Origin of the sequence: Halorubrum sp. Atlit-28R, assembly GCF_003665955.1 — an archaeon.
Classification (GTDB): domain Archaea; phylum Halobacteriota; class Halobacteria; order Halobacteriales; family Haloferacaceae; genus Halorubrum; species Halorubrum tropicale.
The window spans coordinates 37,524-51,683 of record NZ_QPLS01000004.1; the positions used below are offsets into that span (position 1 = coordinate 37,524).

The 14,160-nt window shown below is 71.0% G+C and carries 17 protein-coding genes; 8 read left to right on the forward strand and 9 right to left on the reverse strand.

Annotated features, from left to right (window positions below; translation table 11 throughout):
• Positions 1–37: 37 nt before the first annotated feature.
• Together DVK06_RS07610 and DVK06_RS07615 are read right to left on the reverse strand one after the other, a co-directional pair.
• Positions 38–724: a DUF5828 family protein gene (locus tag DVK06_RS07610; protein ID WP_121599868.1), complete on the reverse strand. Its 687-nt coding sequence runs from the start codon at positions 722–724 to the stop codon at positions 38–40.
• A 92-nt stretch (positions 725–816) separates the two neighbouring features.
• A complete protein-coding gene (locus DVK06_RS07615; protein ID WP_121599869.1) occupies positions 817–1,074 on the reverse strand; it encodes a hypothetical protein in 258 nt (85 codons plus the stop codon).
• 157 nt (positions 1,075–1,231) lie between these two features.
• On the opposite strand from DVK06_RS07615, the gene DVK06_RS07620 reads away from it, so the two are divergent.
• Both DVK06_RS07620 and DVK06_RS07625 read left to right on the forward strand, forming a co-directional pair.
• A complete protein-coding gene (locus tag DVK06_RS07620; protein WP_121599870.1) occupies positions 1,232–1,615 on the forward strand; it encodes a cupin domain-containing protein in 384 nt (127 codons plus the stop codon).
• Positions 1,608–2,240, forward strand: coding sequence for a hypothetical protein (locus DVK06_RS07625; protein WP_121599871.1), 633 nt, complete (start codon positions 1,608–1,610; stop codon positions 2,238–2,240). Before DVK06_RS07620 ends, DVK06_RS07625 begins: the two co-directional genes overlap by 8 nt.
• A gap of 90 nt (positions 2,241–2,330) precedes the next feature.
• Here the strand turns inward: DVK06_RS07625 and DVK06_RS07630 are convergent, their stop codons facing one another.
• The 4 genes from DVK06_RS07630 to DVK06_RS07645 form a co-directional block, all read right to left on the reverse strand.
• Positions 2,331–4,217 (reverse strand): carbon starvation protein A, encoded by a 1,887-nt coding sequence (locus DVK06_RS07630; RefSeq protein ID WP_053770281.1) that lies wholly within the window; start codon positions 4,215–4,217, stop codon positions 2,331–2,333.
• A 224-nt stretch (positions 4,218–4,441) separates the two neighbouring features.
• Positions 4,442–5,395, reverse strand: coding sequence for a TRC40/GET3/ArsA family transport-energizing ATPase (locus DVK06_RS07635; RefSeq protein WP_053770282.1), 954 nt, complete (start codon positions 5,393–5,395; stop codon positions 4,442–4,444).
• Positions 5,396–5,423: 28 nt separating this feature from the next.
• Positions 5,424–5,720: a hypothetical protein gene (locus DVK06_RS07640; protein ID WP_053770283.1), complete on the reverse strand. Its 297-nt coding sequence runs from the start codon at positions 5,718–5,720 to the stop codon at positions 5,424–5,426.
• A gap of 93 nt (positions 5,721–5,813) precedes the next feature.
• Entirely contained in the window at positions 5,814–6,023 is a 210-nt protein-coding gene (locus DVK06_RS07645; RefSeq protein WP_121599872.1) for a hypothetical protein, read from the reverse strand.
• Between the two features lie 116 nt (positions 6,024–6,139).
• Between DVK06_RS07645 and DVK06_RS07650 the strand changes: the two genes are divergently transcribed.
• Entirely contained in the window at positions 6,140–7,399 is a 1,260-nt protein-coding gene (locus DVK06_RS07650; RefSeq protein ID WP_121599873.1) for a GTP-binding protein, read from the forward strand.
• A gap of 30 nt (positions 7,400–7,429) precedes the next feature.
• Here the strand turns inward: DVK06_RS07650 and DVK06_RS07655 are convergent, their stop codons facing one another.
• Both DVK06_RS07655 and DVK06_RS07660 read right to left on the reverse strand, forming a co-directional pair.
• Entirely contained in the window at positions 7,430–7,669 is a 240-nt protein-coding gene (locus tag DVK06_RS07655) for a hypothetical protein (protein ID WP_053770286.1), read from the reverse strand.
• Between the two features lie 104 nt (positions 7,670–7,773).
• On the reverse strand, positions 7,774–8,100 hold the full coding sequence (locus tag DVK06_RS07660) for a hypothetical protein (protein ID WP_053770287.1): 327 nt from the start codon (positions 8,098–8,100) through the stop codon (positions 7,774–7,776).
• Between the two features lie 58 nt (positions 8,101–8,158).
• On the opposite strand from DVK06_RS07660, the gene DVK06_RS07665 reads away from it, so the two are divergent.
• From DVK06_RS07665 to thrC, 4 genes are all read left to right on the forward strand, one after another.
• Positions 8,159–8,404 carry a hypothetical protein gene (locus DVK06_RS07665; RefSeq protein ID WP_053770288.1) on the forward strand — a complete coding sequence of 82 codons (246 nt, stop codon included), beginning with the start codon at positions 8,159–8,161 and terminating at the stop codon, positions 8,402–8,404.
• Positions 8,405–8,503: 99 nt separating this feature from the next.
• Entirely contained in the window at positions 8,504–9,181 is a 678-nt protein-coding gene (gene upp, locus DVK06_RS07670) for a uracil phosphoribosyltransferase (RefSeq protein WP_053770289.1), read from the forward strand.
• An 82-nt stretch (positions 9,182–9,263) separates the two neighbouring features.
• A complete protein-coding gene (locus DVK06_RS07675) occupies positions 9,264–9,479 on the forward strand; it encodes a hypothetical protein (RefSeq protein ID WP_053770290.1) in 216 nt (71 codons plus the stop codon).
• A 107-nt stretch (positions 9,480–9,586) separates the two neighbouring features.
• A complete protein-coding gene (gene thrC, locus DVK06_RS07680; protein WP_053770291.1) occupies positions 9,587–10,870 on the forward strand; it encodes a threonine synthase in 1,284 nt (427 codons plus the stop codon).
• A 230-nt stretch (positions 10,871–11,100) separates the two neighbouring features.
• On the opposite strand, the gene serA is transcribed toward thrC, so the two are convergent.
• The gene (serA, locus tag DVK06_RS07685; RefSeq protein WP_121599874.1) at positions 11,101–12,705 is read right to left on the reverse strand and encodes a phosphoglycerate dehydrogenase; all 1,605 of its coding nucleotides are present in this window, start codon (positions 12,703–12,705) and stop codon (positions 11,101–11,103) included.
• A 170-nt stretch (positions 12,706–12,875) separates the two neighbouring features.
• Between serA and DVK06_RS07690 the strand changes: the two genes are divergently transcribed.
• Positions 12,876–14,150 carry a hemolysin family protein gene (locus DVK06_RS07690; protein ID WP_121599875.1) on the forward strand — a complete coding sequence of 425 codons (1,275 nt, stop codon included), beginning with the start codon at positions 12,876–12,878 and terminating at the stop codon, positions 14,148–14,150.
• Positions 14,151–14,160: the final 10 nt, after the last annotated feature.

Here is a 14,160-nt window from a genome sequence, read left to right on the forward strand (position 1 = left end):
GATGCGATTCGGCGGTCAGCGAGTTAAAAGCGACCGATCACGTCGTCGTCGAGTCCGGGCCGCCCTCCTCGGCGGGCGGCTCGACGCCCTCGGCGGCCGCGACGTCCTCCGTCCGCTTCTCCGCCTCGACGTGCCAGCGGTCGATATCGGCCTCGTACTCGTCGAGGACCGCGGACACCTCGTCTTTCAGCTCGTCGTCGTTCACGTTCACCTCGAAGACGAACGTCTCGCCGTCCTCGGCGCGGGCGACCTCCTGGATGTTGGCGCTGACGAGCTCGTTGTCGAAGTAGTACGGCGCCATCTGGGTCATCACGTTGCGGTAAACGGCGTCCTCGACCTTCCGGATCGCCTTCCGACTGGCGGAGTCGGCCGCGCGGGCGACGTGTTCGATCGACTCGCCCCAGCTCTCGCGGGCGCTCTCCGTGTCGTTCTCCTCGACCTTCTCGTAGGACTCCGTGAGCTTCTCGCCGGCCGTCTGGAGGTCGTCGCCCGGCGACTGCCCCGCGCGCTCGCCTTCCCCCTCGTCGACTGACGCCTGCGCCGCGGTCTTCTCCGAGACGTCCTCGTCGATCCGCTCGTGGGTCTTGGGACGCCACTCGTCGAACTCGTAGTAGGCGTCGCCGTCGACGCCGACCTCTCGGAGCGCGAGGGCGATCCGCTCGCCGTGTTCGACGACGTCGCCCCAGTCGCCGCGCACTTTGAAGCCGGAGATGCTCTCTTCCATCGGTTGCCACCGTTACGGAACGGACGCGTATAAGTCTCCCCGAACTGACGTGATCTGCCGCCCGCGGGTCGACGGCCGAGCCGCGGCCGACGCTACTTGCCGTACGCGACCCGGCGCGCGAACGCGTCCAGCCGCTCCTTGAGGTCGCCGAGGTACCCCGCGGGCGAGACGCGCCGGACCGCCGACTCGTCGACCTCGATCCGGTCGCCCCGGAAGGGATCGCGCTCGGCCCGCTCCTCCGGCGACTGGTCCTTCGCGACCGCCCCGACGACCGTCGACATCGAGCAGCGCCCGCACGCCTCCGCCTCGACCGACTCGTCGGCGTCCGTCCGGTCGGCCTCGTCTGTCATGGTCGTTCACCGTCTGATACGGTGTCGCGGGTCTTAAATCCGCGGCTCACCCCGAGCGAGGCGGGTTCGCGCCCGCCGCGCGCTACCGCCGCCGCCCGAACCGCCGCGCGCTACCGCCGCCGACGCCCTTTTGACCCCCTCCGTGGAATGCGTTCGCATGGGATATCGCGTCGTGGACGTCGACGCCGTCGAACCGGAGCCGGACCGCCCCTGCGAGTGTCGAAAACTGTCCGACCCCGGAGGGCTCGACGCGGCGGCCGTCAACCGGTTCCGGGCGGCGCCCGGCGAGCAGCTGCCGCTCGCGTACCACTACCACGAGACCCAACAGGAGGCGTTCTACGTCCTTGACGGGACGCTCGCGGTCGAGACGCCCGACAAGACCTACGAGGTCCCGGCCGACGACCTGTTCGTCGTCGACCCCGAGAGCCCGCAGCGCGCGTACAACCCGGCCGACGCCGACGACCCGGTGACGGTGCTGGCGATCGGCGCCCCGCCGGCCTCGGGCGACGCCGTCGCCTACGACCCCGACGACGATGAGTGAGAACGCGGCGCCGGGCGAGGCCCCCCGTCGCGACCCCGAGGAGCTGCCGGCGGAGATCCGCGAGGCGGTCCCCGACTACGACGACGAGTACCTCGACCGCGTCTCCGACCGGCTGATGTACAGCTACGACCTCGACCGCGACGTCGTCGTCGACGGCGAGCGGTTCGACATGACCGCGGAGATGCGGGTGCGCAACCAGAAGCAGTTCCTCCACCCCGCGCTGAGCTACGCGGACCACGACATGCGAGAGTTCGTCTTCGCCCGCCGGGTGGCGACGCCGAGCGTCGACGAGGCCGAGCGGCTCGTCGAGTTCGCCCACGGCGTCGCCGACGAGCGGGTGGACGCCCACGAGGAGCACTACGGCACCGACGTCACCGTCGTCCTCGTCGTCGACCGGATCCCCGACGACGTCGCCGAGTTCGTCGACGGGTTCCGCGACCGCACCCTCCTGACGTTCGGGTACTACGGCCACTACGAGGTGAACTTCGTTGTCGTCGCGCCCGACCGAGAGTCGCTCGTCGCCAGCGAGAACGCCGACACCGCGGCCGCGTTCCGCCTGTGGGAGCGGGTCGACTCGCAGGACGAGGGGTTCCTCTCGCGGTTCGCGAAGCGCTTCTGGAGCTGAGCCGCCGACCGGGCGGCGCCGTCGCTCCCCGTCCGGGCCGTCGAGTCGGCGAAAAAATCCGTTCCGCGACGAGCGCGACCGGAGCGCCGGTCAGTCGTCGCTCGGTTCGGCGGCCGCCCCGCTCCCGCCCCGCACGCTCGTGATGTTGCCGTAGCCGATGCGCACGAGCGACAGCGCGAGATAGATGAGCACGAACGCCAAGCCCATCTGGACCACCGCCGATATCTGTCCGCTGAGCGCGGTGACGTTCCCGAGGATGAGCTTCTGATAGAGGTTGTCCCACAGCGCCACCCACGACAGCCCGAGGACGGTGATCGTCACCATGATCGTCATCGGGACGCCGGTGGAGGCGAGCTGCTTGGACTCGTCCCAGTTGGCGAGCCAGACGGTCGCCGCGAGCAGCGCCAGCGCGGCGAGCAGCTGGTTCGCGCCGCCGAACAGGGCCCACAGCGTCACCCACTCGCCGGAGATGACGAGCAGGTACGCGACGAGCGACTGGACGACGGGGTTGGTGTACCGCCCCTTCGCGAAGCTTCCGAGGTCGGTCGAGAAGCCCGTGGTCGTCCCGCTCCCCCGGGTTCCGACGATCTCCTCCATCATGTACCGACCGAGCCGCGCCGCGGTGTCGGTCGAGGTGAGGAGGAAGCTCACCAGCACGAGCGCCATGAACGGCGCGCCGAAGCTCTGCGGGATCCCGAGGCTGGTGAGGATGATCCCGCCGCCGGTCGCGAAGTTCGGCAGCGCGCCGCCGATGCCGCCGCCGGCGGCCGCCGAGGTCGCGCCCGCCACCGCGAGCGTCGAGATCGCGACGGACGCGAGCAGCCCCTCACCGAGCATGCCGCCGTAGCCGATGAGGCGCGCGTCGCTCTCCTTGTTCAGCTGCTTGGCCGTCGTCCCCGACGACACCAGCGAGTGGAAGCCGCTGATCGTCCCGCAGGCGATGGTCACGAACAGCAGGGGGAACAGCGGCGTGATCCCTCTGGTGTCGATCGCGAGTTCGCTGCCGAAGAAGCCCATGTACGCCCCGATCGAGGGGTCGATCGTCAGCGGCTGCGCGGAGGTGCCGAGCAGCGTGCCGACGATGATCGCCAGGAGCGCCCCGCCGACGCCCGAGTACAGCAGGAACGACGACAGGTAGTCGCGCGGCTGGAGCAGCACCCACACGGGGAGCGCGCTCGCGAGCGACGCGTAGATGAGGATGACCGGCACCCACGCGGCGACGTTCGGCTGGAGGATGGCGTCGGCGCTCATCACGGCGCCCGGCAGCCAGGCGCCGTTCCCGAGGAACTCGAAGAGCACGATGGTCCCCGCGGGGTAGGCGCCGGTCTCGACCGCCGGGAACAGCGCGAGCGGGTACTGGATACCGAGCCAGACGCCCGCGAACACGCCGGCGACGAACACGACCGTCCCCGGCAGGAACGGGCCGTCGAGCTGGTAGAGGTAGACCCCGAACGCGAACGCGAGCCCGATGTACACGAGGCTCGCGGTCGCGGCCGACGGGAACGCGTTCAACACGATTCCGACGACCAAGGCGAACACCGCCACCACGAGGATGATGGTGAGGAACGCGAACCACAGCAGCATGTTCTTGCCGCGCTCCCCGACGTACTCCCCGATGATGTACCCGATCGACTTCCCCTCGTGTCGCATCGACCCCGACAGCGAGATGAAGTCGTGGACCGCGCCCATCAGCGGGTTGCCGATGGCGACCCACAGAAGCGCCGGGACCCACCCCCAGATGGCCCCGGCGGTGATCGGGCCGACGATCGGCGCGCCGCCCGCGATGCTTGAGAAGTGATGCCCCAGTAGCACCGGCTTCTTCGCCGGTACGTACTCCTGGCCGTCCTCGTACTTGTGTGCCGGCGTCTCCCGGTCGTCGTCGAGTTCGACGAACCGAGAGAGGTACCGCGAGTAGCCCATGTATCCCACGGTGAACGTACTGAGCACGGCGACGACGATCCAAATTACACTTGTCATGAGTTCCCTGCCTCGTGGTACCGGTTCACTATGCCGAACTTAAACGTTACTTTCGTTCATGATGGTTAACGACAATATCTGCCAGTCGCACTTTCGTCGCCGCGGGGATTCGATTTATTTCTCCAGTTAATAGATAAAATCCGATCCGTCGTCGCCCCGATCGACCTCGCGCGCGATCCGGGGCGGCGGTGCGGTCCGGCGGAACTCGGCCGGCGCGCCGCGCGTCACGGCTCGACGTCCAGCGACGCGGCCACGTCGGCGAGCACGTCGCCGCGGACCTCCGTCGTGCGCGACTCGATCTCGGCGACGAGCGGCGGGTCGAACCCCTCGCGCACCTGCGCGAGGCGGTCCCGTTCGGTCTCGACCTTCTCGCGGAGGTAGCGCGCGCCGCGCCCGGTCTCGTCGTCGTCCGGCGACGGCGTGAGCTTGTTCGCCACCAGGCCGCGGACGCGCAGGTCGCGGTCGGTGAACCCCTCGATCGCCCGCGCCGTCTCGTTGACCGACAGCTGGTCGGGGTTGAACACGAGGAAGAAGGCGGCCTCGTTTCGCATCGTCTCGCCGGCGTACTCGAAGAACTCCTTGCGCTGCTGGAGCCGCTCGATCACGGGGTCGCCCTCCAGCAGGCGCCGCGGCTCCATGTCGCCGACCGCGGCCTTCTCGAACAGGTCGATCGACTGCTTGCGCTTGTACAGCAGCCGGTCGATCCAGTCCCCGAGGAAGTCGGGGAGCCCGAGCAGCCGCAGCGTCGAGCCCGTGGGGGCGGTGTCGAAGACGACCCGGTCGTACGGCTCGCTCTCCGTGCGCATCACGTCGACGAACGCGTCGAACAGCGCCGACTCGTACGCGCCCGGCGTGCCGTGAGACATCTCCAGCTGGCGGTTGATCTCCGAGACCATCGCCGCCGACACCTGCTCCGAAAGCGACTCGCGGATCTCGTCTAAGTGCCGTTGCATCTCGTCTTCGGGGTCGATCTCCATCGCGTCGAGCCCCTCGACCCCGGTGACCGACTCCGGCTCGTCGCCGAACCGCTGGTCGAACACGTCCGACACCGAGTGGGCCGGGTCGGTGGAGACGACGAGCGTCCGGAGGCCCTCGCGGGCGCAGCGGTGGGCGTACGCGCACGAGACGGTCGTCTTCCCGACCCCGCCCTTGCCGCCGAAGAAGACGAACTGCTCCATCAGTCGGGGAGTGAGCGCCGGGCCGTCATCAGAAGTGGTACTGCTGGCCCTTGCGCTCGATGAGGCTGTCGCGGTCCCACAGCCGCCGCTCCCACGCCTCGAACTCGTCTTCGAGGTACGGGAGCAGCTCGGCGGTGTAGTACGACACCGGCGACGGGATCCCGAAGGCGTCGGGGAAACACGCCAGCATGAACTCGTCTTCGGTGTCCTCGGCCTCCTTCTCGATCTTCTCGTAGGCTGGGTGCGTGATCATCCCGTGATACAGGCCTCGGGCCCACTCCTCGAGGACCGCGCGGAACCGTTCGATCCGATCGGCTACTGTCATCGTCTGTCATGACTCCCCTCGCGTGCTAAAAGCTGTCGCGGTCGGGGCGGCGAGGCTCGGATCCGGGGCGGGGGTCGCCCGTTACGTCGGTCCTCAAGCGGCGTTGCCGTCCGGGAGTTCGCTCGCCGACTCGTCGGACTCGCCGTCCTCGGCGTCGTCCAGTCCCGGTCGGTCGTCGTCGCCGGGGCTCGGGCTGTGGATGTCGCTGTCGAGCGCTCCCCAGACGAGGTACAGCATCGCGGCGACCATCAGCACCGTCACCGTGATGCTGACCAGCGAGACGGTAGCGGCGGACAGAACCATGTCCCGAGTTCGACGACCACCGCCTATCAACGTATCGGCTCGGAACGCGCTCGGTCCGCCCCCGATCCGGCGGATGCCGCCGGGGGCTTGAAGAGCGTCGTGGCCGATCCGGCCGTATGGACGACCGCATCCCGGTGACCGTGCTCTCGGGGGGGCTCGGCGCGGGCAAGACGACGCTGCTGAACCACCTGCTCCGGAACGTCGGCGAGCGCGACGTCGCGGTCCTCGTCAACGACATGGGCGACGTGAACGTCGACGCGGACCTGATCGCCGAGGAGTCCGAGGTCGGCGTCGAGGGCGTCACGGAGCTGTCGAACGGCTGTATCTGCTGCGAGCTCCAGGACGACCTCGAGAGCGCCGTGGTGCGGCTCGCCAACGAGCGCTCCTTCGACGCCCTCGTCGTCGAGTCGTCGGGCATCTCGGAACCCGCGCCCGTCGCGCGGCTGTTCACGACCGAGTCCCGCGCGGCGGCCCGGTACCGCGTCGACGCGCTCGTGACGGTGATCGACACCCGCCAGTTCCTCGACGCGTTCGCCGGCGACGAGGCGCCCGAGCGCCGCGTCGACCCGGACGCGGGCGGCGGGGACGCCGACCGGCCCCTCTCCGACCTCCTCGTCGAGCAGGTCGAGGTGTCGAACCTCGTGGTGTGTAACAAGGCGGACCTCTGTACCGGGGCGGAGATCGACGAGGCGGTCGAGCTCGTCGGGGCGCTCCAGCCCGACGCGGCGACGGTCGTCACGGAGTTCTCCGCGGTCGACCCGGACCGGATCCTCGACGTCGGGCTGTTCGACGAGCGCGCGCTCGGCGACCTCCCCGGCTGGAAGCGCGCGCTGGCCGAAGCCGATTCGAACGGCGGCGAGCACGGTCACGGCGACGACGGCGGCCACGACCACCGCCACCCCGACGAGGTGTACGGCGTCACCTCCGTCACCTACCGCCGCCGGCGCCCGTTCCACCCCGACCGGATCGCCGCCGTCCTCCGCGACCTCCCGGCGGGCGTGGTCCGCTCGAAGGGGACGCTGTGGGTCGCGGGCACCGGCCAGCGCCAGCAGGTCGGGCAGGCGGGGCGCTCGGTCCGCGTCACCGCGCTCGGCCCCTGGATCGCGAGCGTCCCGGCGGTCGAGCGGGACATGCTCCGCGCGAACCGCCCCGACCTCGACTGGGACGACGAGCGCGGCGACCGCCGGACGGAGTACGTCGTCATCGGCACCGAGTTCGACGCGGACGGGCTCGTCTCGCGGTTCGACGACGCGCTGCTGACCGACGCCGAACTCGCGGAGCTCGGCGACCCGGGCGTCGGCGACGACCCGGCCGCGGTCGACCCCGCGCCCTTCCCCGCCGAGCAGGGTGACGAGGTCGCGCTCCGGGAGCCGTAGAACCGTTCGAAACCGTGGCCGTTCGGCCGCTCAGCAGGCGCAGCCGCTCCCGGTCGCGCGCTCGAAGCGCATCGCGTCGCCGCAGTCGGGACAGGTCGGCGTCCCCTCGGCGTCGCGGTCGAGCCCCTCGTCGTCCACGTCGACGTCGCGGACGCGGACGCCGCAGCCGTCGCACCAGTACGCCCCCTCGGAGCCGTCGTCGCCCGCGGTGCCGGGCGCCCGCTGCGTCGAGCCCGCGAGCGCGTCGGTCACCGTGTCGAAGATCCCCATGCCCTAACTGTCAGCATCGATCGTCTTAGTTTCCCGGTGTCGTGCGATCGAGTCGCACAGCCGACTCGCGGTCCCGAATCGCCCCGCTCGGCCCCGCCGCCCCGTCACAAAAGCGGCAGCGTGAGCGCGAGGAACGCGACGCCCAGCCCGACCCCGGCGTACAGCAGCCGCTCGAACCGCTGTCCGGAGGGGAGCGGGCCGGCGTCGACCGGCGGCGCCGACCGGACCAGCCGCCGGTGCGCGACCAGCGCGACCGCGGCGAACCCGACCGCCGAGGCGGCGAGCGCGAGGGGGAGCGACAGCCCGTAGGCGAGCCCGTACAGCGGCCCGAACGAGAAGACGAGCGTGAACGCGAGCCCGGTCGTCACGAGGAACGGGACCGGGTCTATCGGCTCGCCGCGGCGGTTGCGTGGGCGGGGCGCTGCGACCATGGCCGCCGTACGTCCCGGACGGACAAGAGCTAAGTGGCGCACACCCGCCAGTCGGCGTATGAGCGCCGAGGAGAGCGTCGACGGGGGAGACGACGAACGGGGCCCCGGGATCCGCGAGGGGGTCGAGCGCTCCTCGGGGGACCCGAAGGTGCTGCTCGCGATGAACGCCGTGCTCTCGACGTGGTTCGCGTGGATGGTCGTCTGGGGGCTCGACCTCCTCGGCGCGGCGACGCTGTCGGCGCGCAACGTCGCGACGCTGGCGCTGATCCTCTTCGCCGCGACGTACGTCGCCGTGCTCCGGTAGCGGTCGGCCGGTGCGGCCGGCGACTCTCGGCGTCGACCGTCGTCGGTCGAGCGGCCAACACGCCACGTTTTAAGACCGTTCCGGCCGCGGTTCCGACCAATGACGATCGAAGACCGCGACGACGCGTACCTCATCACGCACGCGCTGGCGACGGACACCCTCTCGCGGCTGCGCGACGCCGAGACGGAGCAGGTCGCGTTCCGGAAGGGCCTCGTGAAGCTCGGCCGCATCTGCGGCTACGAGATCATCGACGGCGCGATGGAGACCGAGTACGTCCCGGTCGAGACCCCGCTGGAGGAGACCACCGGCGAGCGCGTGAAGGGCCTCGACGACGTGGTGATCATCAACGTCCTCCGCGCCGCGACCCCGTTCGTCGAGGGGCTCCTGAAGGCGTTCCCCCGCGCGAAGCAGGGCGTCATCTCCGCCGGCCGCGACGAGGAGGCCGGGATGACCGAGGACGGCGAGTTCCCGATCACCGTCGACTACGTGAAGCTCCCCGAGATCCGACCGGACGACACCGTCATCGTCGCGGACCCGATGCTCGCGACGGGCTCGACGATGGTCGCCGTCCTCGACCACGTCCTCGACGAGGCCGAGGACTTCGAGGACCTGTTCGTGCTGTCGGCGGTCTCCGCGCCCGCTGGCCTCGTCCGCGTGAGCGAGGCCGTCCCCGAGGCGGACCTCCTGACGGTCGCCATCGACGATCACCTCGACGACGACGGGTTCATCGTCCCCGGCCTCGGCGACGCGGGCGACCGGGCGTTCCGTACGGTGTGAGGTTCGCGGCAGGCGCGTCGCCCCCGCGAGGCCCCGCTCCCGTCGACGTACTTTTAAGAGCCGCCGCCGCGACCGGTACGATATGAGCGACGCGCCGACGACCGAGCCCTGCGACGCCTGCGGCGACCCCACCACGGACGCGCTCGCGCGCACCGTCCGGCTGAGCGTCGACCGGGCGAACATCGACACCCAGCGGCTCTGCCCCGACTGCTTCGCCGACTGGATCCAGCGCTACCAGGACCGCCTCGGCTCCGGCGGCGAGGAGAGCGACGACACCTCCGAGATCATCGTCGACTGAGCCCCGCGGCGGTCGCTCCGAGCGGGACGGCCGAACACCTTCGCTCCGGCCGGCAACGTCCGTTCCGACCGGCCGGCTTAAGCGTCGGCGGGACGGACCCCGTGGTAATGGATCTCGCCATCGACGCCCCGGCCCCGGCGGCGCCCGACTGCGCCGCCGACGGGACGTGGCTCGCGTGTATCGACTGCGACGAGACGTTCGCCCCCTTCGAGGACGTCCGGTACACCTGCGACGAGTGCGACGGCCTGCTCGAAGTGCGGTACGACGACCCGCCGTCGTTCGACCAGTTCGGGTCGGGCGCGCCGACCGACGGCCCCGAGCGCGGCGTCTGGCGCTACCGCGAGGCGCTCCCCTTCGACCTCGGCGTCACCCTCCCCGAGGGCGACACCCCCCTCCACCGCGTCCCGCGCATCGAGGAGGCCGTGGGCGTCGACGCGCTCCGGATCAAACACGAGGGGATGAACCCCACGGGCTCGTTCAAGGACCGCGGGATGACGGTCGGCGTCCGCGTCGCGAAGGAGCTGGGCGTCGGCGCGCTCGCGTGCGCGTCCACCGGCAACACCTCGGCCGCGCTCGCGGCCTACGGCGGCCGCGGCGACATGCAGACGCTCGTCCTCCTCCCCGCGGGGAAGGTCGCGGCCGGGAAGGTGGCGCAGGCGAGCCTCCACGGCGCGCGCATCCTGGAGGTGGACGGCAACTTCGACGCCTGCCTCGACATCGTCCAGGCGCTGGCCGCCCGCGGCGAGGCGTACCTGCTCAACTCGTTGAACCCGTTCCGTCTGGAGGGACAGAAGACGATCGGCTTCGAGATATTAGAGGAGTTCTACGCCGACTACGGTGCGTTCCCGGACCGGATCGTCCTCCCAGTCGGCAACGCGGGCAACACCTCGGCGCTGTACAAGGGGTTCCGCGAGCTCGTCCAGGCGGGCGCGCTCGACGTCGACGAGGTCCCCAAGCTCACCGGCGTCCAGGCAGAGGGGGCCGCCCCGATGGTCGAGGCGATCGAGGAGGGGAACGACGAGATCCGGCGCTGGGAGGAGGTCGAGACGCGCGCGACCGCGATCCGCATCGGCAACCCGGTCAACGCGCCGAAGGCGATCCCGGGGATCCGCAACACCGGCGGCACCGCGGTCGCCGTCAGCGACCCGGAGATCACCGCCGCCCAGCGTCACCTCGCCGCCGAGGGGGTCGGCGTCGAACCGGCCTCCGCGGCGAGCCTCGCGGGCCTGAAGAAGCTCCGTCGCTCGGGCGTCGTCGGCGACGACGAGCGGGTCGTCTGCCTCACCACCGGGCACCTCCTGAAGGACCCCGACGCCGCCTACGAGGCCGGCGGCGAGCCCGAACCGGTCCCGAACGACGTCGACGCCGTCGTCGAGCACCTGCGGGACTGAGTCCCCCGCGACGATCCTCGCGGTCGCCGATCTCTCGGTACCCCGCCGCTCGGACGCACGGGCGGCACGGCTCGTAGTAAATACCGGCCTACGGTACAACAGACGCGTCGGTAGACCGCTCGATGACGGCGCCGGACGACCTCGTCGCGCCGTCGGGGGCGCTCGCGGCGGAGGAGTGAGCGGCTCGGCCGCGCCGGTTTCCGCTCGCCGGCGCGTCGGTCAGTCCGGTTCTACTCGTCGGCGCGCCCGCTGGCGCCGTCCAGCGTGATCTCGGTGATCTCCACGACGCGGCCGTCCGCGAGCAGCTCCTTGATCGCGGCGTCGGGGACCGCCGAGTCGAGGTTGTAGACGGTGAGCGCCTGCCCGCCCTGGGTTTCCCGGCCGTTGAACATCCCGGCGATGTTCACGCCGTGGTCGCCGAGGACGGTGCCGATGAGCCCGATGACGCCGGGCTCGTCGGTGTTGCGCGCGACGAGCATGTGACCGTACGGCACGGCGTCGACGCGGAACCCGTCGATCCGGACGATGCGGGCGTCCTCGCCCGCGAACAGCGTCCCCTCGACCGCGATCTCGTCGTCGCCGTTGCGCACGGTGACGCGGACGAGACTCTGGAAGTCGTCGGTCTGTCGGGTCTTCGACTCCGTCACCTCGATACCGCGCTCCTCGGCGAGCCGCGGTGCGTTCACGGCGTTCACCTGCCACTCCAGTGGCTCGAAGACGCCCTTCAGCGCGCTCGCGGTGACGAGGTCCACGTCCTCCGCGGCGATGTCGCCCTCGTAGGTCGCCTCGACCTCGGTGATCCGGCCGTCGAGCAGCTGGGCGGCGACCTTCCCGGCGGTCTCGGCGACGTCGATGTACGGCTCGATCCGCGGGAAGGCGCTCTCGTCGACCGAGGGCGCGTTGAGCGCGGTCAGCACGGGCTCGTCGTCGAACGCCGCCAGCACCGCCTCCGCGGTGTCGACCGCGACGTTCTCCTGGGCGGCCTCCGTCGAGGCGCCGAGGTGGGGCGTCAAGACGATCTCCTCGACGTCGAGCAGCGGCGAGTCCTCGGGGAGCGGCTCCTCCGCGAAGGAGTCGAGCGCGGCGCCCGCGAGGACGCCGTCGTCGACCGCCGCGGCGAGCGCGCCCTCGTCGACGATGCCGCCGCGCGCGCAGTTGATCAGGTAGCCGCCCTCCAGCTGGGCCAGCTCGGCCTCCCCGATCATCCCCTCGGTCTCGGGGAGCAGCGGGGTGTGGATCGTCGCGAAGTCGCCCGCCGCGAGCGCGTCGTGGAGGTCCTCGACGAGTTCGGCGCCCATCCGGTCGGCGCGCTCCTCGGAGATGTACGGGTCGTAGACGACCAGGTCCATCCCGAGCGAGTCGAGGCGCTTGGCGACCTCCTGGCCGACGCGGCCGAGGCCGACGATGGTGAGCGTCTTGTTGTTCACCTCGGTGCCGAGGAACTCGCCTTTCGCCCACTCGCCGCCGACGAGGCGGCCGTGCGCCTGCGGGATCGAGCGCGCGACGGCGAACGTCATCGCGACGGTGTGCTCGGCGGCGGCGCGGACGTTCCCCTCGGGCGCGTTCGCGACGATGACGCCGTGGTCGGTGGCGGCCTCGATGTCGATGTTGTCGACGCCGATGCCGGCGCGGCCGACGATGACGAGGTCGCTCGCGGCCTCGAAGACGGCCTCGCTCACGTCGGTTCCGGACCGCACGATCAGCGCGTTGGCGTCGGCGACGGCGGTGAGCAGCGCCTCCCCCTCGGCCTCGTAGTCGGTGACGACCTCGTGGCCGGCGTCTCTGAGTCGGTCCAACCCCGCGTCCGCGATGGGGTCGGTCACGAGTACCTTCATGCCGAAACGCACCCGCGGCGCGGGGTTAACGCTTTCCTCATCGCGCCGTTTTGCCGCCCGATCGGATCCGCGCACGTGGGCATCGACCCCTGCGTTTCGGGTGGAGAATGCGCGTTCGTGGGTACCTCCCGCGTCGGTACTCCCTTTTATACCCGTCCGCATGGGACGGTATGGACCTCACGATCGCGTTCGTCGGCGTCGGCGCCATCCTCGCGTTGACCGCCGTGAGCGCCTTCTTCTCCAGTTCCGAGCTCGCGGTGTTCTCCGTGCCCACCCACCGGATCGACTCGCTCGTCGCGACGGACGCCCCGGGCGCCCGGGCGCTGTCGGCGCTGCGCGACGACTCGCACCGGTTCCTCGTCACGGCGCTGGTGAGCAACAACGTCGCCAACATCGCGGCCGCGTCGGTGGCGACCGCGGTGTTCGTCCGGTTCGGCTTCTCCGGCGGCGAGGCCGCCACGGGGTCGACACTCGTCACCTCGGTGTTCGTCATCGTCTTCGGCGAGATCGCGCCGAAGTCGTACGCGGTCGCGAACGCCGAGAGGCACGCGCTCCGCGTCTCGCGGATCGTCGTCGCGATCCAGCGCGTGCTCCGCCCGGTGCTGTACGTGTTCGAGGCGCTGTCGGGCGTCGTCAACCGGGTCACGGGCGGCGAGTCGGACATCGAGTCGTACCTCACCCGCGAGGAGATCGCGACGCTGGTTCGCTCGGGCGAGGCCGCGGGCGCGCTCGACCCCGACGAGGGCGCGATGATCCGTGGCGTCCTCGATCTGGAGACCACGACCGTCGCCGCGGTGATGGTCCCCCGCACCGACGTGGTCTCGCTCCCGCGGACGGCGACCCCGTCGGACGCGCTCTCGACGGCCGCGAGCGAGGGCGTGACCCGGATGCCCGTCTACGGCGAGAACCGCGACGACGTGGTCGGCATCGTCGACGTGCGCGACGCGATCCGCGCCGAGGAGAGCGGCGCCGACCTCGCGAGCGCGCTCACCGAGCCGGCGTTCGTCCCCGAGACGAAGCCCCTCGACGAGCTGTTCGCGGAGATGCGCGCCAGCGAGGCGCGGATGGTGATCGTCGTCGACGAGCACGGCGCGGTCGTCGGGATCGCGACGCTGGAGGACCTCTTCGAGGAGGTCGTCGGCGAGCTGGTCGGGCGATGGGAGACCGACGCCGTCGCCGTCGTCGCCCCCGACGCCGCCGTCGTCCGCGGCTGGACGACCGTCTCGCACCTCAACGAGGCGCTCGGGCTCGCGCTCCCCGCGGACGCGGGCGCCGAGACCGTCGCGGGGCTCGTCACCCGACAGCTCGGGCGGCTGCCCCGGGAGGGCGACCGCGTCGCCGTCGGCGCCGTCACGCTCGCCGTCACCGGGGCGACCGCGACGCGGGTCACCCGAGTCCGGGTCGAACACACCGACGAGAACGGGTTCGCCGTCGACGCCGCGTGAGGGCGCGGCC